We start from the raw sequence: 20,247 nt of genomic DNA, 5'->3' as shown, positions 1-20,247 counted from the left end.
TGATTCCAGTCCTTATGCGGCCGGAAGCTGTGGCTGGTGAAACGGCCCGCGACGGTCTGGCTCCCGCTAGGGTGGTGGCGTGGCGCAGGCTTCCAATGGCGGTCTGATCGGCGGGCACTACCGGCTTATCCGCCAGGTCGGGACTCCCGCTAGCATAAGACCAGGTGCCCGTCTCGGTCGCCGGGACGCCCCGACGACCGACATTCCGGCCGGATTGTGGGAGCCATATGGGAGCGCGCCCCCCGTTTGCGGGTGCGTACGCTAGAGTATGGGTGCGACGATTCGCCCCGCGAAAGCGGGACGGATTCGACGATAGTGGACGCAAGTCCACGCATTGACTTCCTTGACTCTTAATCAGCGGGTTCGGGGTTCAAGTCCCTGATGGCGTACAGATACAGCCCCTGGCCAGCGGAAACGTTGGTCAGGGGCTTTCTCGTTCTCTGGAGCCGACCCTGCAGTCGGCAGGCAATCGCGTCGAAAGCACCCACGGGGACACGGACAGCCCTAGTGTCTCGTCCACTGCCGTCCCCCCGGCAGCCCCCTCACCCCACGAAGGCTGACCCCCCATGCAGCGTGTTCGGCGTGCCCTTGTCTCCCTCCTCCCTGGCGTGATCACCGCGTCCCTCTTGACCATCACCGGTGGACCGGCCGGTCCACCGCCGGCGCAAGCGGCTCAACCCCCCTGCCCGGGAAGCCCCGGCAACGAGGTCCGCACCGAGGATCCCGCCATGTTCGGCGATTGGGACGGTGACGGGATCGACGGTCCCGCAGTTCGGCGGGGCAACACCTTTCTGCTCCGCAACAGCTCCTCGCTCGGCAGCTGGGACGTCGCTCTCTCCTGGGGTCGGCCCACGGACGTCCCCCTCGTGGGCGACTGGGATGGCGACGGGATCGACACGATCGGGCTCAAGCGAGACAACACCTACTTCCTGCGGGCGACGAACGACCCCGCGAACGGACTCCACCAGATCCTGACGTGGGGAGCCGCCAGCGACATCCCCGTCGTCGGCAACTGGAACGGCACCGTGGACCCGATCACCGGCGAGACCCTCGGTGACGACACCATCGGCACGAAGTCCAAGGACGGCAACACCTACCGGCTGGCAGCCGACAACTCCCCCACCCCCGCCGTCTACAAGACCTTCTCCTGGGGCCAGGCCAACGACGACCCCGTCGCCGGCGACTGGGACGGCGACGGTGATGACACCATCGGACTCAAACGAGGCTCCAGCTGGTTCCTCGCCCACACGAACGAGACGACCCCCGGTCAGTGGCAGACCTTCACCTGGGGCAGGCCATGTGGGACCGCACTGGCCGCCGTCCCCACCGTCAACGGTCCCGCCACGGTGGCGGAGTACCAGGACCGACGAGTCGCGGGCTCGGGAGCGACCTTCCAGACCTTCCCACGGTCATGGTGGATCCGCGGCCACCAGAACTTCATCTACCCCCGGCCAGTCGTGCTGATCGACGACGCGACGATCACCCGGGCACAGGAGCGACTTGCCTCCGGCGACCCCGCATACGCGGAGTCCTACCTGCAGACCAAGAGGTCTGCCGCCTACGGGGAGCCTCACCAGGGGACGACGACGCCGCCGGCGGTGCCGCCTGCCTACACCTTGACGACCCCCTACACCTCGCAGAACAACTACCTGAGCCAAGGCAACTACTTTGACGTGGCCCGTCAGGCCTCGATGAGGGCCCGGGACTCGGCCCTGGTGTACCGCGTCGAAGGACTGACCGGCTATCGCGACAACGCGAAGAGCATGCTCGCCGCGTGGGCGTCCGCCACTCCGGCGCAGATCGAGCAGTTCGCGTGCACGATCTCGGGGACCTCCCAGTGCTCGGGCGCCGGGATGCGGGTCGGGCGCACCATCCTCGGCTTCGCTACTGCCTACTCGCTTCTCTACGACGAGTTCACGGTCGCTGAGCGCGACAAGATCGACCGGTGGCTGCTCGGTCTGGCAGACCACATCGAGACGTCACGTCAGGACTTCATGTGCTGGCCTCAGCCCGCACCCGGCCAGCCCTGCAACGGCTACCACTACGGCGAGCGGTGGCAGAATCACGTCACGGCCATGACGATGGGCCGGCTGGCCATCGGGCTCGCGCTAGACGACTCTCGGATGATTGACGACGTGCTGCGGGACTCCTACGGCACCTTCCCCGACGACGTACGAGCCGTCATGAACGGCGTCCTTCTTCCAGCGTGCGGCGGCACCGGGCAGCTCGAGTGCGAGGACGTTCTCTACGAGGGCGATCCCACGCTGACCCTCTCCAAGCCGAGAGCGTGGCTCGGCGAGATCTACGACCGGTACCGCAGCTGGACGGTCGTAGCGCCGGACGGCAACACCGCGGGCTCCCACAGGGGGCTCACCTACTCCGAGATGCAACTCGGGATGCTGACGATGATGGCGCAGATGGCGCACGCAAGCCGTCACGACGACACGCTCTTCACCCGCACCACCCCTCGCGGCGTGACGCTCGGTGACGCCTTCGAGTTCTACGCGCCCTTCTGGTCGTACTCCGCCGCGTGCGGCGGAGCCATTCCCCCGGCCCATTTCACCCAGCGGAGCGGCTACTACGCGAGCGAGGACTCCTCCGCTTTCCCGCTCTGCACGCAGAACAACGGCAGCGGCTACTGGGAGTTCGCGTATCGCCTCTTCGAGACCTCGGCGTCGAAGGCCGTTCTCTGCACCGTGAGGGGCCGTGTCACGTACGAGTACGAGGCGCTCGGGTGGGCCAGCCCGCTGCTGTACGGCCGAGACGTGACCTGCTGACCGTCAGAGCACTGGCTGCCCTCCGCCCGGCGTGCGGAGGGCAGCCGGGACCCAGCGGGCCGCGGGGGTCGAGCTGAGCACGATGGCGGCGACGGTGAAGGGCACGACACCCAGGGCGAGCATCGCGACGGCGGTGCCACCGGCGAAGTCGACGACGTCGTGGGTCAGGACGAGCTGCGCACCGGTCTGGAACGCCGTGTGGGAGCCGACGGACATCCAGACCGTGCCGGTGACCATACGCAGGTAGCCGAATGCGATCCCCATCGTCAGGAAGAGCGAGAGGTCCGTCGGATTCCAGTCCTGGCGCAGGATGGCGGCGAACAGCGTGAACAGGAGTGCCTGGACGACGACGACCCACCACCCGCGGAGCGTTGTGCCGAGCGCGGTGGTGAGGTAGCCGCGGAAGACGGCTTCCTCGGGGAGTGCCTCGGTCAGCAGCACGGCGAGCAGGAGCAGCGACACCGTCGACACGAGCTCCGCGACCGGCACGGCGACGCTCAGCGGTGTCCCGAGGACGGCGAGGACGCCGAACGTGGCCGCGGCCGGCACCAGCCACAGGCCGGCTCCCCAGAGCGCGAGACGCCAGCCGGCGCGCACGTCGCCCAGGCCGACGTCAGCCATGGTCCATCGGCCGTCGGCCCGGACCAGTACGGCGATCAGCCCGACCGCGACCACGCTGATCACCACACCCGCCGCGATCCTGTACGCCAGGGTCGCCAGCTCGGAGGGCTCGCCCGTCGCGGGTGCGAGCGCCGTCGACCCCGCGAGGAGTGCGCCGAGCACGACCAGGACGAGCACGGCTCTCCCCGCGACCGGCCCGTTCACGAGCACGACCCTACGCAGGCGTCAGGTCCGTCGATGGAAGCGGACGTCTCCGTCGGCGAGGCGTTCGGTCGTGTAGGTCGGGTCATGGGCTCGGTGGTGATGGTGGGAGCAGAGCAGCATCCCGTCGGCGAGGTCGGTGCGGCCGCCCGTCGACCAGGGATGTCGATGGTGGGCCTCGCACCACGGGGCGGGGATGTGGCAACCCTCGGCACGACACTCCTTGTCGCGGAGCGCGAAGGCACGGCGCTGTGCGCGATTGAAGAGCCGCTGGCTCCGGCCGAGGTCGAGGACCTCGCCCTGGCCGTCGAGGACTGCGGGGACGATCCCTGCGGTGCAGGCCAGGCGGCGGGCCTCGTCGGCGGTGATGCGGTCGTGGGAGTCGCCGGGGGCCGGGTTGCCGAGTGTGGCGGTGGCGAGGTCGGCGCGCAGCGAGTCCAAGCTCATCGTGACGACCAGGGTGGTGGCGTCGCCGCCGTGGATCGGGAGGCGGCTGTGGTCGAGGGTCTCCAGGAGCTGGCAGAACGCCTGCGCTGACTTGCGGCCGTAGGGCACCGGGCCGCTGCTTGGCTCACCGGGTTTCGAGGCTCGCTTCGCTCGCACCTCAACCAGCGTCGGTTCGGCCGGGTCGGTGTCGTCGCGGCGGGGGTTGGTGAAGGCGTGCAGGTAGGTCGCGAGCCGGGCCGCGGAGGCGTCGGGGATCAGGCCGGTGATCCGGGTGGTGCCGTCACCGAGGGCGCGTAGGGCAAGGCGCATGCGGTGCTGGGCGGAGGCTTCGAGGTCGGCCAGGTGGCGGGCCTCGACGGCTTCGGCGATCTCCGGGGCGATCACGTCGAGGATCCGGCGGCCCAGGCGAGCGAGCTCGATGGGGTCGAAGCGGGCGGCGTAGCCCACCAACGCCTCTTCGGCCTGGTCAACGAGCGCGGCGTCGACGTCCGCCGGGAGTTCCGCCAGCGCTGTCGCGATCACGCGCGCCTGGTCGAAGTTCACCGCCCCCTCGCGCAGCGCCGTAGCGAGCAACGGTCGGTCAGCCAGGGCGAGCGCCAGGCGGAGGTCGGCCGCGCAGTCACTGCGGCGGCGGTGGGTCGCGGCCGCCGCCCACACGCCGACGTCGCGGGCGCCGGACTCCTCGGCGACGTCCGAGGCGTCTGCGGTCACCCGGAGCCGGAGCTCGGCTACGCGAGCCTCGAGTGAGGCGATCTCGACCAACGCAGCCGCCTTGTCGGTTGCGGTCATGAACGCCGGGTTCACATCGGCCACCGACTTCAACGCACCGTCGATCTGGCGGGCGGCGAGGCGGATCGGGTGGTCCATGCGAGCCTCCGAGAGCTCAGCGGCGAGGTGAAGTTCGTACCTCGATTCTACTCGAATGTGTGTTCGATGGTGTTCGTCTTCCACAGAAGCGCGGGTGTCATGTCGCAGGACATCGGTGACAGTTGTGCTTCAGGACATCGGTGCGGTCGGCACCATCAGGCGGGGTCCCGACCGCTGCGACGAGGCAGACTGGACCGCCCCGACCCGGCTGAACCGAACGAGGACGTCATGACCGTGCTGATCACCGTCGATGAGCTGCGCGACCTGCAGGCGCGCGCCGGCGCCGATCTCGTCGTCCTCGACGTCCGCTGGTCCCTCGGCGGCCCGCCCGGCCACGACGAGTACCTGCGCGGCCACGTGCCCGGCGCCGTGTACGTCGGCCTGGACACCGAGCTCGCCGCGCACGGAGAGCCGACCGACGGCCGGCACCCGCTGCCCGACGTCGCTGCCTTGCAGGAGTCGGCGCGCCGCTGGGGCGTCCGGGCCGGCAGCACCGTCGTGGCGTACGACGGGGGCGGCAACCTGGCCGCGGCGCGGGCCTGGTGGCTGCTGCGCTGGGCGGGGGTGACCGACGTACGGCTTCTCGACGGCGCGCTGCCCGCGTGGGTCGCGGCCGGTGGAGAGCTGTCGACCGACGACGTCGTGCCGGAGCGCGGCGACGTGACGCTGCGCTCCGGCGCCCTGCCGGTGCTCGACGCCGACGGCGCGGGTGCGTTTCCGGGGAGGGGAGTACTCCTCGACGCCCGGGCGCCCGAGCGGTTCCGCGGCGAGACCGAGCCGGTCGACCCGAAGGCCGGTCACATCCCGGGCGCGGTCAACGCGCCCACGACCGACAACCTCGCCCCGGACGGACGCTTCCTCCCCGCCACGGAGCTGCGTGCGAGGTTCGCAGGCGTGGGCGTCACCGGCGACGTCCCCGTGGCGGCGTACTGCGGGTCCGGCGTGACCGCCGCGCACGAGATCGCCGCCCTCGCCGTCGCGGGGTACGACGCCGCGCTCTATCCCGGCTCGTGGTCGCAGTGGAGCAACTCGGACCGGCCGGTGGCGACGGGCGGGACGCCGGAGCAGGACTAAGGAACGCTCCCTAGCGTTCACCTGCTCGTCGGACGTACGACGCGGACGCGGTCCGGCCCGTTCTCCCGTGACCGTGAAGGTCTCCCTCCGGGTGCCCATCGGCCCCACGCCACTCGCACTCGGAGAGCACCGCGTTGTCCCCTGCCCTACCGCGCCCCGGCCTGGTCCGCCGTCCGTTCCTGGTCCTCGTCCTGACCGCCGTCCTGGTGTCCTTGTCCGGGCTGGCCGCCGGCCCCGCGCAGGCCCATCCGTTCGGACCTCCCCAGCAGGTCGCCGTGGACACGGTCGACGCCCCCGGCACCGTCCGGGTGCGCTGGCGGGTCGGCGGCACCGACGACCTCACCCTGCTCGGCGTCTCGCTCGGCGTACTCCCCCGGGACCGGGTGATGCTGGACGGCGCGGTGTTCTACGAGGACGCCGACGCGGTCGCGCTCGCCGCGTCCTCGGAGTTCCGCGACTACCTCCTCGAGCACATCGAGGTCGTGGGCGACGGGTCGCCCTGCGCCGGCGAGGTGAGCGCCACCGAGACCTTGGCCGAGCGGGGCGCCGAGGTCCGCTTCGACTGCGCCGACGCCGTCACGGAGGCCGAGGTCAGCGTGACGACGCTGACCGACCTGCACCCGGCGTACCGCACGATGGCGACCGGTCCCGACGGACAGCGAGCCGTCTACAGCGCCGACGATCCCGCCCACGCGTGGTCACTCGACGGCGAGCCGTCCGGCGACGGGCTGGCCTCCGGGACCAGCGCCGCCCTCCAGCTCGGCGCGGTGCTCGGCGTCCTGCTGCTGTCGGTCCTGGCGGGACTCGTCTGGTTCCGGCGCCGCGGTCGAGAGCGGGCGCGGGCATGACCGGTCTCGGCGAGCGCCTGCAGCACCTCGTCGAGGCCCCCGGCTTCGCACCGGTCGCGCTCCTCGTCGCCTTCGCGGCCGGGGCCGCCCACGCCGTCGGCCCAGGCCACGGCAAGAGCCTGGCCGCCGCGTACATCGTCGGCACCCAGGGCAAGGTCCGCGACGCCCTCTGGATGGGCGGCTCGGTCGCCGCCATGCACACCTGCTCGGTCCTGGTCATCGCCGTCGCCTGGACCTTCTTCTCCCTCTCGGGCCTGGTCGAGCTGAAGACGCTCACCACCTCCCTCCAGCTCGTCTCCGGCCTGCTGGTGCTCGGCACCGGCCTCTGGCTGTTGCGCCGCTGGCGCCGGACCGGCGGCCACGGCCACGGCCACAGTCACGGTCACGGCCACGGCCATCACGACCAGGCGTTGAGCCGCCCGGGCCTCGTGCTGCTCGGCATCTCCGGCGGCCTGGTGCCGTCCCCCTCGGCGTTCCTCGTCCTCGTCACCGGCCTGTTCACCGGTCGGGCGGCGCTCGCGCTGCTGCTGGTGGTCGTCTTCGGTCTCGGCATGGCCGTCGTCCTGGTCGGGGTCGGCCTCCTCGCCCTGGCCGGCAGCACCGCCCTGGTCCGCGGCGGCGAGTCCGTCGCCGCCCTCCGCCTCGCCTCCCGCGCGGCCCCCGCTCTCGCCGCCGGCGGCATCACGCTGCTCGGCGGCGCCATCACGGCGCTCGCCGTGGTGGGCCTCACCACTGCCTGAAGAACTGCCTCACACCCCCACGAAGGAGACACCCACCGATGAAGCACCAGCTGGTCACGGGCAGGCGGGGCCGCACGGCCCTCGTCGCGTCCACGGCCGTCCTGGCGCTGGTCGCGGGCACAGGGTCGGCGTACGCCGCCCCCGGACCGGCACCCGCCGCAGCACCTGCAGCTCCCACCCCAGCCCCCTCAGCAGCCCCTGCTGCGACCGAGGGCGGCGACCCCGTCCTCGGCCTGCAGGGCGGCGAGACCCTGGAGGGCGTCGCCGAGCTCGGCGCCGAGGCCACGATCGCGGGCGACCCGGTCGCCTCGCTGACCATCGCCGACGGCGCCGGTGCCGTCGTGAGGACCCTCACCGACGGCGCGGGCGCCGCGAGGTCCGCCGGGACGTCGTACCTCGACCTGGACATGGGCGGGAACGGCACCGGGGCGGAGTTCGGCAATTACTTCACCGTCAACGGCCACGGCGAGGACGACGCCGACAAGGCGGACCGGAACTACCTGCCCACGATCGCCGGCGGTGAGCACGCCAGCCTGCCCTTCCCCACGAAGTGGCTCCGGCCCGGCGAGAACACCATCACGGTGCACGCCGACGGCTCGCCGGCGTACTACGCAGCGACCAGCTCGCGTCCCAACGTGCCCGCCGGCAACTGGAACGTGAACCCCAACGGCGAGGGTGTCTGGTGCATCAACAAGGACGACTTCACCGTCTCCAGCCTGAGCGTCAGCTCGCTCGGCGTGGTGGTCGACGGTGAGGGCAACAACTTCAGCTACACGCTCTCCGACGGCATCTGCGGGGACGGCGGCACCAAGGTCGACACGGTCGACCTCTCCTTCATCGTGAGCGGCGACCCCGGGACGACCCACGGGCTGCAGGCCGACGTGGACACCCGGGAGCTGGAGAACGGCGACTACACCCTGACCGCGACGACCGCGTCGGGCGCCCAGGCCAGCGCGGCGTTCAGCGTCAACAACTCCCCGGCGGGTGCCCCGCAGCTGCGTCCCTCGGACGGCACCGTCGTGCACGGCGACCAGCCGGTCACGGCCGCGGTCCGGGTGGGCGACGAAGGCACCGTCTCCTCGCTCGAGGTCGACGACGAGCCGGCCCACAACGCCGAGACCCTGGCCGCGGGCACCGCCACGCTGCGGCTCACCATCGCCTCCGGCAACTCCGTCGAGGCGCGCTACCACAACCGGCTGGAGGTCAACGGCCACCGGATCTCCCTCGGCGGCGACTACGGCGAGTCCGGCTCCGAGGAGGTCGAGATCCAGCTCCCGAACCGCCTCCTCCGCCCGGGTGCCAACACGCTCACGGTGGTCACCGGGGACTACAACGGCACCAGCGGCGGCGTGACCTGCGCCAACCGCGACGACTTCAAGATCTGGCAGGACTCCCTCCAGCTGCTGCTGGAGACCGGCACCGCCACCCTCGGCACCGTCGGCTCCTCCGGCGTCGTCAAGACCGGTACGGCCGACGGCCACCCGACCTGGAACCTCGGCGACGGCACCTGCGGTGCGCCGGCCACCAACATGGTCGACCTGGTGCTCCCCTTCACCATCGAGGGCGCGCCGACCACCCGGACCATCGAGACCCTCGGCAGCGGCGACGCGCACCTGCGGATGTGGATCGGCGGGAACGGCACCGACGACGGGTACGACAACCTCGTCCGGATCAACGGCATCTCGATGCCGCTGGAGCGGTGGGTCCAGGAGACCGCCGACCTGGTCGTCCCGAACGAGTACCTGGTGCCGGGAACCAACGTCGTCGAGATCGTCGCCGGCTCCAACCACGGCAGCCGGAACCCCGGCGGCTGCGACAACTACGACGACTTCCTGGTTCGTGACGTCGAGCTGGTCCCCGCCGCGGGCGCGGCCACTCCGCTGACCCGGTTCGTGGCCGGCAAGACGGTCACGATCGGCTCCTCGTCGTACGCCGCCGGGCAGCCGATCACGACCTGGTTCGGCGACGGGACCTGCGGGTCGTCGCACAACTACGCCTACGACGCGCAGTACCGCTTCGAGCTCACCGCTGAGGACGGTGCGGCGCTGCCCGCGCAGGGCCTGCGCGCCGACCTGGACAGCACCGAGCTGACCGACGGCCGGCACACGGTCACCGCGACCGTCGGGGACAAGTCCTCGACCCGCCGGTTCACCGTCGACAACTCCGCCCCCGTGGTCGCCAGCAGCGTGCCGGCCGCGGGACAGCGACTCGCCTCCACCGTCGTCCTCGCCCTGCAGCTGGAGGACGCCACCGGCGTCGCCACCAGCAGCATCCGGCTCGACGGCGAGCCGATCGAGAACGGCACCGAGATCGGCCACGGCCTCGCGGCCGGACCGCACGTGCTGAGCATCGACACCGTCGACTCGCTCGGCAACGCCGCGACCCGGACGGTCGAGTTCAGCTCCGTCTCTATCCCTGAGATCCCCTCCGCACTCGACTCGACGGTCGAGGGCGACAGCGCCGAGCTGTCGGCGACCCTCGGCGGCGAGCAGGGGGTCCCGGTGACGGCGACCTTCACCCAGGCCGACGTGGTGCTCCCGACCAGCGGCTACCAGGGCACGGCGGCCGAGGTGCCGACCCGGCTCGACGTGGCCGGTGACCCGGTCACCCGGATCCGCTCGCTCCAGCCGTTCGACAGCCGGAGCATCGACACCCCCTCCAGCGGCGACGTGGTCTTCCAGCGCTACGACCTCCAGGTCGGGGCCGAGGCGAGCGACCCGGTGCTGCGCTGGGAGGGCGTCATCGACCCGGCCCGGACCGTGTCCCTGCGCGCCTGGGACACCCGGGCCGAGGAGTGGGTCGTGCTGACCAGTGCCCGCGGCCGGACCGAGGGCAACACGGTCCTGACCGCCCCGACCCGGCCCGCGTTCCTCGACGCCGGCATCGTGCACGTCCTGGTCACCGGCGAGGACCCGTTCGCCGACGACCTGTCGCCGCGCGACGCCTCCGCCCAGGACGACAAGGACCGTTTCGAGGACCCGCAGGACTACGACTTCGCGATCACCCACTTCACCGACACCCAGTACCTCGCCGAGGGCGCCGCGGGCGGCACCTACGACGACTGGGACGGCGTCGCGGAGGACTCCGACGTGATGGCCGCCGACGAGCAGGCGATCTGGCAGGCGGCGTACCGCGCGACCACGCAGTGGATCGCCGACAACGCCGACGAGCGCAAGATCGCCTTCAACGCCCACACCGGCGACATCATCGAGAACGACTACCACAACCCCGACCTGCGCGACGGCTCCGGCCAGCTGGTCCGGCCGGGACTCTCCGAGCAGGTGGACCGCGAGTTCGAGCAGACCTCGGGCTTCCACAAGATCCTCGACGACGCCGGCGTGGTCAACCAGGTCATCGCGGGCAACCACGACAACCAGCTCGGCGCGGAGACCGGCGCGACCTCGCGGTTCAGCCGGACGTTCAGCCCGGAGCGGTACTACCAGGCGGCCCAGCGGTGGCCGGCCGGCGCGTCGTACCACACCTGGGACGAGCAGACCGCCGCCGACGGCACGGTCGTCGAGCCCGGCACCGACAGCCAGAACAACTACGTGCTGTTCTCGGCGGGCGGGCTCGACTTCGTCTCCGTCGGCCTGTCCTACGGCGTGACGAAGGAGGAGGCCGCCTGGGCGAGCTCGATCTTCGAGCGCTACCACGACCGCAACGGGATCCTGCTGTCGCACGACTACCTCAAGCCGTCGACGGCGCCCGACGCCCGCGGGGCGGCCTTCGCCGCACCCGACGGGTCGTTCCTCTACAAGCAGATCGTGGAGCGGAACGCCAACGTCTTCCTGGTCCTCGCGGGCCACGAGCACGGCGTCGGCACCAACCTCAAGACGAAGGTCAAGGGCGGGGCGACCGTGTTCCACAACGTCGTCGAGCTGCTCGCGGACTACCAGTTCTACACGGTCAGCGCCGCGCAGCTGTTCCCCGACAAGGTCGACGAGAACGGCGACATCGACGTCGACGGTGACGGCGAGGCCGACCACCGGTCGACCGACCGGCTGCAGTTCGGCGCCAGCTTCCTGCGGATGCTGCAGTTCGACGTCGAGCGCGGCGAGATGAGCATCGACACCTACTCGCCGTACTTCGACGACTTCGGCGCCACGGAGTACGACCTGCGCGCCGACGGCAGCCAGACCAAGCCGCGCTACAACGGCGCGGAGGACAACCTGGTGCTGCCGGTCGACCTCACCACCCGGAAGACCTCGTTCAGCACCGACTCGGTCGCCGCGTACGTCCCCACCGAGGTGATCGGCACCGACGAGGTCAGCACCGGCGAGACCGCGACGGCGACCTGGACCGGCCTGGACGCCGGGACGTCGTACGGCTGGATCGTGGCGGCGGAGACCGCTGACGGCGGCACGGCCGTCGCCGAGCCGGCCGTCTTCCGGACCGGTCAGGTCGACGCCACCCTCGCAGCCGACCCTGCCACCGTGGCGTACGGCTCGGCCGCGACCATCCCGGTCACGGTCTCCGGTGCCCGGGACACCAGTGGCACGGTCACGATCGGCCAGGACGGCACGCCGCTGGCGTCCGCCGAGGTCGTGGACGGCGTGGCCTCGGTCGAGATCCCGGCCGGCACCCGGCCCGGAACGCACACCCTCACCGTCGACTACAGCGGCAGCGACGCCCTGAAGCCGGCGAGCACCGCCGCGACGCTCACCGTCGAGCGTGGCGGTGCGCTGCTGACCGCGCAGGCCGCGCCGATCACCGCCGGCGCCGCCGGTTCGGTCTCGGTGCGGGTCGACGGTGCCGGGCTGCCCACGTCGGGCACCGTCACCGTCAGCAAGGGCGGCAGCGTGCTCGGCACCGCCGCGGTGGCGTCCGACCTCGCGACCGTGCGGGTCCCGAGCACCCTCGGGGTCGGCAACCACGTCCTCACCGTCGCGTACTCGGGCAACGACGCACTCGCCGCGACCAGTACGACGACGGCCCTGCGGGTCACGGCCCGTCCGCCGCGGGCCTCGTCGGTCACCGCCACTCCGAGCCCCCGGAAGGTGACGCGCAACAAGAAGTTCGCCGTCCGGGTGCGGGTCGCCGCCGGCGCCGTACGGCCGACCGGCCGGGTCGAGATCAGGTACGGCGCCCGCCGGGTCGGCACCGCCACGGTGAACCGCAACGGTCGCGCAGTGGTGCGCCTGAAGGCGGCGTACCGGCCGGGCCGGCGGACCTTCTCGGTGCGCTACCTCGGCAGCGCCGACGTGTCGGCCAGCCGCACCACCTTCTCCGTGAAGGTGGTGAAGCCCCGCCGGCGCTGACCGGTCGACGAGCTGGCCCAGCAGGAGGCCCCGCCGGTGCGCCGGCGGGGCCTTCGCCTATCCCTCGTACGGGATCTCGGTGCGCCAGCCCGCCTCGTCCTGGCGGGCGGCGGCGAGCAGCGCCTCGGCGACCCGGTCGGGCGTGAACGGGCCCTCGGAGCCGAGGGTGCCGCGGACGGTGACCGAGACGGCCCGGATGCCGTCCTCCTTCAGGGTGGCGTCGATGCTGTGCACGAGGTTGCGCACCCCGGCCTTCTGCACGCCCAGCGAGGCCGCGCGGTTCCACGGCTGGTCGGCGGCCATGCTGCCGGTGACGGTGATCCGACCGCCCGCCGAGAGGTAGGGCCGGGTGGACTGCACCGCGGTCAGCAGCGCACCGACGCCCAGCGCCACGTCGGCCAGGAGCTCGGTGACGGTCAGCTCGAGCGGGTCCTTCTCGCGGAACGCGCTGGGGTTGAAGTGCAGCACGTCGACGTGGCCGAACCGCTCCGCCACCCGGCGTACGGCGAGGGCCGCCGCCTCGGTGTCGGTCACGTCGACGACCGCCGACTCGACCTCCACCCCGGCCTCGCGGACCTGTCCCGCCAGCTCGACGACCCGCTCGCCGTCGGCCCCCAGCAGACCGACCGACCAGCCCTCCGCGGCGTACGCCCGGGCCAGCGAACCGCTGACCCCGGGACCCGCCCCGACCACGACCACCACTCGTGCGCTCATGGCCCCACCGTAGCCACCGTCGCCCCGGTCCGGCGGCCTCCGGATCGGCCCACCTCAAGGAAACCTCAAACCTCCGACAAGGCGCCCCCGAGGTTGCCCGAAGCCCCTGGTCGAGGTGTCTGCGCGCTGACACGCTCCTCGTGTTCGATCCCTCCGCCACCAGCCGAACCCCGGAGCACCAGATGCGCACTCGATCCGCTGCCGTCGCCGTCGTCGCGGCCGCCGTGACCGTCGTCCCGGCCCTCACCGCGCTCGCCGCGCCCGCGACCGCCGCCAACACCGGCCAGGTCTGCGTCGGGCTGGACTCCGGGAAGATCGACACCACGGGCAACCCGTCGTCGGTCACCGTCACCGCGCCCGCCGGCAAGGTCATCACCGGCTACTGCGTGAAGGCCGGCAGCGTCCAGCAGGGCAACGGCCCCGTCAACGTCACCCTGGCGGCTCCGGTCACCACGCTGGTGATCAAGCACCCGAGCGGCAAGGCCGTCTCGCACTACTCGGTCGCGTACGGCGCCGCCACTCCGACCGCTCCCACCGAGCCGACCACGCCCGAGGTCCCCGCCGAGCCGGAGGTCCCCGAGACGCCCGCCGAGCCCGAGGTTCCCGCTGAGCCCGAGGTCCCCGCCGAGCCCGAGGTCCCGGTCGTGCCGGAGACCCCCACCGAGCCCGAGACCGAGATCCCCAGCGACCCGGCCCCGGCCATCGAGCCCTGGGACTGGAACTGGCAGTACGCCGCCCCGACCTGCGACGCGCTGACCGTGCGCTACCCGGCCAACCTCCCGGAGGGCCAGGCCAACGACGTCAACATCCGGATCCGCACCGACCGGGGCGAGGTCACGCTCAACTACCACCTCGACCGGGGCACCTGGTCCGGCACGACCGGCTTCACCTACTCGCAGCACCGCAACTGGCCGGCCGGCGTGGCGTCGTACACGGTCTCCTGGGTCCAGGTCGCGGGCACCAACTACCACTGGCAGGGCGCGCTCGCGTGCGGCCCCGACGCCGCCACCGAGACCACGGACCAGCCCGCCGCCCAGCCGACGCACCAGCCCATCGCGGCGCCCGCGGCACCCACCCGGACCACGATCGCCGGGTTCGCGGCCGGCACCGTGCGGGTCGCGAAGGGCAAGGCCGTCGGTGCCGACGCCGTCACGCTCACCGGCCTCGAGTCCGTCGTCCTGCAGCGCCGCGCCCAGGGCACCTGGCGCACGCTCAAGACCGTCGCGAGCTCGGCCGGCACCGTCCGGGTGACGTTCCCGAAGGAGCGCCGCACCGGCACCTACGCCTACCGCCTGGTGGTCCCGAGCACCGACACGGTGACCGGCGCGACCAGCCCGACGTTGAAGGTCAAGGTCGTGGCGAAGCGGGCGAAGCGCTGAGTCAGAGGTAGAGGCCCGTGGCCTCGTCGCCCAGCCGGTCGGCCGCGACGGCGTGCACGTCGCGCTCGCGCATCACGATGTAGGTCTCGCCGTGGACCTCGACCTCGGACTTGTCCTCGGGGTCGAAGAGCACCTGGTCGCCCGCCACGACGGCGCGCGCCTGGGGACCGACCGCGACCACCTTCGACCAGGACAGCCGGCGGGCGCCCATGGCCGCGGTCGCGGGGATCACGATGCCACCGGTCGACCGACGCTCGCCGGCGTCGCGGTCGACCTCCACGAGGATGCGGTCGTGCAGCATCTTGATGGGGGTCTTGTCGCTCATGGAGCTAGCTGACGACCTTCCGGACCACGACGATCAGGGCGATCGCGCCGACGACGCCACCGACGACCTTGAGGATGTTGTCGGTGCGCGGCTCGCCCGTCCGGACGTCGACGAAGTGGGCCTTCATCGAGGCGACCTCGCGGCCGACGATCGTCTTCGGGCTGGAGCGGTAGAGCAGCTGGTCGATCGTCGTGGCGAGCCGCTCGCGGGTCTCCTCGATCTCACGCTCGAGGGCGGACGTGTCGTTGCCCGTGCTCACATCGTCTCCTCGGGGGCCGATCCTCTGGTCGGGGTGGAGGCTATCAACCCGTCGGTGGGGCCAACCGCGTGGTCCGGGGGTCGAAGCCGAACGGCAGCTCCAGCCGGTTGGCCCGCATCAGCTCGTCGTCGGTCAGTACGTCGTACGTCGGCCCGTCCGCGACCACCGCGCCCCCGCTGAGCACGACCGAGCGCGGGCACAGCTCCAGGGCGTACGGCAGGTCGTGGGTGACCATCAGGACGGTGACGTCGAGCGAGCGGAGGATGTCGGCGAGCTCGCGGCGCGAGGCCGGGTCGAGGTTCGACGACGGCTCGTCGAGCACCAGGATCTCGGGCTCCATGGCGAGCACGGTCGCGACGGCGACCCGGCGCCGCTGACCGAAGGAGAGGTGATGCGGGGGCCGGTCGGCGAAGTCGGCCATCCCGACGCGGTCGAGCGCCGCCATCACCCGGCGGTCGAGCTCGGCGCCGCGGAGCCCGAGGTTGGCCGGCCCGAACGCGACGTCCTGGCGGACCGAGGCCATGAACAGCTGGTCGTCGGGGTCCTGGAAGACGATGCCGACGCGGCGCCGGATCTCCTGCAGGTTGGCCTTCGTGACCGGGAGGCCGCTGACGGCGACGCTCCCCGCGCCACCGGTCAGGATGCCGTTGAGGTGCAGCACCAGGGTGGTCTTGCCCGCCCCGTTCGGACCGAGCAGCGCGACCCGCTCGCCACGGTGGACGTGCAGGTCCACCCCGAAGAGCGCCTGGTGACCGTCGGGATAGGCGTAGGCGAGACCGTGGACGTCGAGCACCGGTGTGGTCACGCGGACTCCCCCGTCGTGCGCACGGCCTCGGGCAGCCGGCCGGTGTAGCCGCGCGACACCATCGCCAGGTGGACCCGCTCCCCACGCTCGTAGCTGCGGATGAACAGGGCGCCGAGGGACCGGGCCAGGGCCGGCCAGTGCCGGGGCGAGCGGGGCTCGCAGCCGCGGGAGCGCATGGACGTCATCATCCGCCCCATCTCGGAGGTGACGACGTCGAGGTAGCGGATCATGAAGCCCATGATCTGCACCAGCAGCTCCGGCATCCGGAGCCGCTGCAGCCCGGCGAGCACCGCCGTCGGCTCGGTGGTGGCGGCCAGCGTGAGCGAGGCGAGGACGCCGAGCGTGCCCTTGGCGAGCAACGCCCAGGCCGCGAGCAGGCCGGCCTCGGAGACGCTCACCCCGAGCACCTCGGTGCGCGGGCCGGTCGCCACGAACGGCATCAGCACTGCGAAGACCACGAACGGCACCTCGACCACCATCCGCTTGGCGAGGTAGCCGTACGGCACCCGCGCCACGGCGATCACGCCGAGCAGCACGACGAGGAACACCGCGTAGGCGGCGTACCACTCTCGCGGTGTCGCCACCACGGTGAGCACGAAGCCCAGCAGCACCAGCAGCTTGACGTGGGCCGGCGCCCGGTGGACCGGGCTGTGCCCGTGGAAGTGCAGCCGGTGGCCGTGGCCGGCGCCCACTAGTGGATCGCCTCGTCCTTCTGCTCGTCCTGGTCGTGCTCCGCGGAGCCGCGACGTCGTACGCCCCAGGCGAGACCGCCCGCCAGCCCGAGCACCAGGAGTACGCCGACCACGCCGGCCAGCCCGCCGCTGACCCGCTCGTTGTCGACGCCCTCGGTCTGGTAGTCCGCCAGCGGGCTGTCGGCGGTCGGCGAGTCCTCGGCCGAGTCGAGGAAACCGGTCTTGCCGGCGACGTACTCCAGGCCGTCGGGGTGGCTGCTCGCGTAGTAGCTGGCGACCCCGGCGACGAGCAGGGCGAGGAGCAGCCCGGCGACGAAGAACGTGCGGGACCTCATGCGACGGCCTTCCGGATCTCGAGCGTGCGCGCGGCCAGCAGGGGGCGGGCGCCGTACACCAGGTCGGGCCGGGCCGCGACGACCGCGCCGACGACCAGCGCGGTGACGACGGCCTCGCCGACGCCGATCACCACGTGCCAGCCGACCATCGCGGTGAGGACCTTGCCCGTCTCGACGGGCGCCTGCCCGCCGATCGCGAACAGCAGCGTGAAGACGGCCGCAGCGGCCGGGACGGAGAGCAGCGCGCCGATCGCCGCCGCCGGCGGGACGCTGCCGAGGCGCTTCGGGAGCACCGCCCGCAGCGCGACGAAGACCAGCCAGCCGACCGCGACGCCGACCACGGCCATCAGGGTGATGTTGGTGCCGAGCGCGGTGATCCCGCCGTCGGCCATGAAGAGCGCCTGGACGATCAGCACCACGGAGATGCACAGCACCGCGGTCCACGGACCGACCAGCACCGCCGCGAGCGCACCGCCGAGGAGGTGTCCGCTGGTCCCCGCCCCGACCGGGAAGTTGATCATCTGGGCGGCGAAGACGAAGGCCGCGACCAGGCCCGCCATCGGGGCCGTGCGGTCGTCGAGCTCGGTGCGGGCCTTGCGGAGCGCGACACCGACGGCGGCGACGGCCACCACGCCGGTCGCGACCGAGGTCGGCGCGTCGAGGAATCCGTCTGGGACGTGCACGAGGACACTCCTCCGGTCGTCGGTAGATTCGGGACCGCGTACCCGAACCAGCCGACTCTATCGCTGTTGCACATCATTGGCATTAGCGGCGAGAACCCAGGAGTTTCCCGTGAGCGACACCACCCGCCTCAGCCCCGGCGACACCGCACCGGAGTTCACCCTCACCGACGACACCGGTGCGGAGGTCGCCCTCGCCGACTTCCTCGGGCGCAAGGTGATCGTCTACTTCTACCCCGCCGCGATGACCCCGGGCTGCACGAAGCAGGCGTGCGACTTCACCGACTCGCTCGACTCGCTGCAGGCCGCCGGCTACGAGGTCCTCGGCATCTCCCCCGACAAGCCCGAGAAGCTGGCGAAGTTCCGCGAGAAGGAGTCGCTCAGCATCCGGCTGCTCTCCGACCCGGGCAAGTCCGTCATGAAGCAGTACGCCGCGTTCGGTGAGAAGAAGCTCTACGGCAAGGTCGTCGAGGGCGTCATCCGCTCCACGATCGTCGTCGACGAGGACGGCAAGGTCTTCCTCGCCCAGTACAACGTCAAGGCCACCGGCCACGTCGCCAAGCTCCGCCGCGACCTCGCCCTCAACGACGCCTGATCCCCGCGCTGGTTGAGGTGCGAAGGACGAAGTCCTGAGCCCACGCTGGTTGAGGTGCGAAGGACGAAGTCCTGAGCCCACGCTGGTTGAGGTGCGAAGGACGAAGTCCTGAGCCTCGAAACCCAGGACCCGAGAATCGGCGCCGGGGGCACGGCTGCTTGTCGTCCCACCAGGTTTCGAGGCTCGCTCCGCTCGCACCTCAACCAGCGCCACCCCCCGCTGGATGAGGCGCGAAGGACGAAGTCCTGAGCCTCGAAACCCAGCGAGCAGACAATCGGCGCCGGGGGCAAGGCTGCTTCCCGTCGCACCAGGTTTCGAGGCTCGCTCCGCTCACACCTCAACCAGCGCCACCCCCCGCTCCGCCCCCGCTGGTTGAGGCGCGAAGGACGAAGTCCTGAGCCTCGAAACCCAGCGACCCAAGAATCGGCGCCGGGGGCACGGCCGCTTCCCGTCCCACCAGGTTTCGAGGCTCGCTCCGCTCACACCTCAACCAGCGCCACCCCCGCTGGTTGAGGCGCGAAGGACGAAGTCCTGAGCCTCGAAACCCAGCGACCCGAGAATCGACGCCCGGGGGCAAGGCTGCTGCTCGTCGCACCGGGTTTCGAGGCTCGCTTCGCTCGCACCTCAACCAGCGTCCGGCCTGCTCCGCTCGCACCTCAACCAGCGTCCCTCACAGGGCGGAGCGCAGCTCCCAGAGCACGGGGAAGTACTTCAGCGGCACCCGCGAGCGGAGGTACGTCGATCCGCTCGACCCGCCGGTGCCGGACTTGTCGCCGATCATCCGCTCCACCATGACGACGTGCCGGGCGCGCCAGCTCGCGGCCAGCTCGTCGTGCTGCAGGAGGGCCTCGGCGAGCGCCCAGACGACGGCGTACTGGGACCGGTCGTGGGCGACCACCCGGAGCGAGGCGGCCACCTCCTCCTCCGACGAGCAGGCGAGGTCGTGCCCGCGGAGCACCGAGAGGAACGCGTCCCACAGCGTCGGCTCGGCCAGCCGCCGGTCCAGCCGCTCCCGCTCGGCGGGCGTGATCCCCCGGAACCGTTCGAGGTACGCCGGGTCCTGCGCGCCCGAGAGGAACTCCAGCTCGCGGAACTGCACCGACTGGAAGCCGCTCGCGGGCGCGAGCCGCTGGCGGAACTCCAGGAAGTCCTGGGGGGTCATGGTCTCGAGGACGTCGACCTGCTGGACCAGCGTCCGCTCGATCACGTGCACCCGCTGCAGCAGGTGCTGCGCCCACCACAGCCGGTCCCCCGCGAGCATCGCGTCCCGCGCCGCCGTGACCTCGTGCAGCAGCTGCTTGAACCAGAGCTCGTAGACCTGGTGGATGGTGATGAACAGCAGCTCGTCGTGCGCCGGCGGGTCTGACTCCAGGTGCTGCGCGTCGAGCAGCTGCGGGAGCCGGAGGTAGCTGCCGTAGGTGAGCTTGGCACCCTCCTCGCCGAAGGAGACGAAGTTCTCTTCTGACATGGGGCCAACCTATGCGCCGTACCGGGGATGCAGCATGATGCGGCCCATGAAGCTGCGACACGAGATCAGCTATGACGCTCCGCTCGCGGACGTCTACGCGATGCTGGGCGACCCCGCGTTCCGCCAGTCCTCCGCCAAGGCGATGGGCGTCATCTCGGCCGA

The 20,247-nt window shown here is 71.6% G+C and carries 17 protein-coding genes; 7 read left to right on the top strand and 10 right to left on the bottom strand.

Translation table 11 applies throughout. The features are described from left to right. The first annotated feature begins 566 nt into the window (after positions 1–566). Complete coding sequence (locus VMF51_RS10680; RefSeq protein ID WP_325474408.1) at positions 567–2,777, top strand: alginate lyase family protein; 2,211 nt, start codon at positions 567–569, stop codon at positions 2,775–2,777. Positions 2,778–2,780: 3 nt separating this feature from the next. On the opposite strand, the gene VMF51_RS10675 is transcribed toward VMF51_RS10680, so the two are convergent. Next, entirely contained in the window at positions 2,781–3,602 is an 822-nt protein-coding gene (locus tag VMF51_RS10675; protein ID WP_325474407.1) for a type II CAAX endopeptidase family protein, read from the bottom strand. Positions 3,603–3,623: 21 nt separating this feature from the next. Then, complete coding sequence (locus VMF51_RS10670; RefSeq protein WP_325474406.1) at positions 3,624–4,913, bottom strand: HNH endonuclease signature motif containing protein; 1,290 nt, start codon at positions 4,911–4,913, stop codon at positions 3,624–3,626. Positions 4,914–5,141: 228 nt separating this feature from the next. Here VMF51_RS10670 and VMF51_RS10665 point away from each other — a divergent pair, with 228 nt between their 5' ends. The 4 genes from VMF51_RS10665 (at position 5,142) to VMF51_RS10650 (ending at position 12,833) form a co-directional block, all read left to right on the top strand. Beyond that, positions 5,142–5,987, top strand: coding sequence for a sulfurtransferase (locus VMF51_RS10665; RefSeq protein WP_325474405.1), 846 nt, complete (start codon positions 5,142–5,144; stop codon positions 5,985–5,987). A 134-nt stretch (positions 5,988–6,121) separates the two neighbouring features. Then, a complete protein-coding gene (locus VMF51_RS10660) occupies positions 6,122–6,835 on the top strand; it encodes a hypothetical protein (RefSeq protein ID WP_325474404.1) in 714 nt (237 codons plus the stop codon). Then, positions 6,832–7,575 (top strand): cobalt transporter, encoded by a 744-nt coding sequence (locus VMF51_RS10655; RefSeq protein ID WP_325474403.1) that lies wholly within the window; start codon positions 6,832–6,834, stop codon positions 7,573–7,575. Before VMF51_RS10660 ends, VMF51_RS10655 begins: the two co-directional genes overlap by 4 nt. A 38-nt stretch (positions 7,576–7,613) precedes the next feature. After that, on the top strand, positions 7,614–12,833 hold the full coding sequence (locus tag VMF51_RS10650) for an Ig-like domain repeat protein (RefSeq protein ID WP_325474402.1): 5,220 nt from the start codon (positions 7,614–7,616) through the stop codon (positions 12,831–12,833). 57 nt (positions 12,834–12,890) lie between these two features. Here VMF51_RS10650 and VMF51_RS10645 read toward each other — a convergent pair whose 3' ends face one another. Further along, positions 12,891–13,547 carry an SDR family oxidoreductase gene (locus VMF51_RS10645; RefSeq protein ID WP_325474401.1) on the bottom strand — a complete coding sequence of 219 codons (657 nt, stop codon included), beginning with the start codon at positions 13,545–13,547 and terminating at the stop codon, positions 12,891–12,893. Between the two features lie 182 nt (positions 13,548–13,729). On the opposite strand from VMF51_RS10645, the gene VMF51_RS10640 reads away from it, so the two are divergent. Continuing rightward, the gene (locus VMF51_RS10640; RefSeq protein ID WP_325474400.1) at positions 13,730–14,926 is read left to right on the top strand and encodes a hypothetical protein; all 1,197 of its coding nucleotides are present in this window, start codon (positions 13,730–13,732) and stop codon (positions 14,924–14,926) included. A gap of 1 nt (position 14,927) precedes the next feature. Here the strand turns inward: VMF51_RS10640 and VMF51_RS10635 are convergent, their stop codons facing one another. The 6 genes from VMF51_RS10635 to VMF51_RS10610 are packed head-to-tail and all read right to left on the bottom strand — an operon-like array spanning position 14,928 to position 18,025. Further along, entirely contained in the window at positions 14,928–15,251 is a 324-nt protein-coding gene (locus VMF51_RS10635) for a co-chaperone GroES (protein ID WP_325474399.1), read from the bottom strand. A gap of 4 nt (positions 15,252–15,255) precedes the next feature. Beyond that, positions 15,256–15,510 (bottom strand): DUF3618 domain-containing protein, encoded by a 255-nt coding sequence (locus tag VMF51_RS10630; protein WP_325474398.1) that lies wholly within the window; start codon positions 15,508–15,510, stop codon positions 15,256–15,258. Between the two features lie 43 nt (positions 15,511–15,553). Continuing rightward, complete coding sequence (locus VMF51_RS10625) at positions 15,554–16,315, bottom strand: ABC transporter ATP-binding protein (protein WP_325474397.1); 762 nt, start codon at positions 16,313–16,315, stop codon at positions 15,554–15,556. Beyond that, positions 16,312–17,007: a cobalt ECF transporter T component CbiQ gene (cbiQ, locus tag VMF51_RS10620; protein ID WP_325474396.1), complete on the bottom strand. Its 696-nt coding sequence runs from the start codon at positions 17,005–17,007 to the stop codon at positions 16,312–16,314. The genes VMF51_RS10625 and cbiQ overlap by 4 nt, the downstream gene beginning before the upstream one ends. Next, the gene (locus VMF51_RS10615) at positions 17,007–17,342 is read right to left on the bottom strand and encodes a PDGLE domain-containing protein (protein ID WP_325474395.1); all 336 of its coding nucleotides are present in this window, start codon (positions 17,340–17,342) and stop codon (positions 17,007–17,009) included. The genes cbiQ and VMF51_RS10615 overlap by 1 nt, the downstream gene beginning before the upstream one ends. After that, complete coding sequence (locus tag VMF51_RS10610) at positions 17,339–18,025, bottom strand: energy-coupling factor ABC transporter permease (RefSeq protein ID WP_325474394.1); 687 nt, start codon at positions 18,023–18,025, stop codon at positions 17,339–17,341. Before VMF51_RS10610 ends, VMF51_RS10615 begins: the two co-directional genes overlap by 4 nt. A gap of 109 nt (positions 18,026–18,134) precedes the next feature. On the opposite strand from VMF51_RS10610, the gene bcp reads away from it, so the two are divergent. Beyond that, positions 18,135–18,617, top strand: coding sequence for a thioredoxin-dependent thiol peroxidase (gene bcp / locus VMF51_RS10605; protein ID WP_325474393.1), 483 nt, complete (start codon positions 18,135–18,137; stop codon positions 18,615–18,617). 670 nt (positions 18,618–19,287) lie between these two features. Here bcp and VMF51_RS10600 read toward each other — a convergent pair. Further along, positions 19,288–20,085: a tryptophan 2,3-dioxygenase gene (locus tag VMF51_RS10600; RefSeq protein WP_325474392.1), complete on the bottom strand. Its 798-nt coding sequence runs from the start codon at positions 20,083–20,085 to the stop codon at positions 19,288–19,290. Positions 20,086–20,247 lie beyond the last annotated feature (162 nt).

This window comes from Nocardioides sp., assembly GCF_035503875.1.
Lineage (GTDB): Bacteria > Actinomycetota > Actinomycetes > Propionibacteriales > Nocardioidaceae > Nocardioides.
This window is presented reverse-complemented; position numbering and strand designations above follow the sequence as displayed.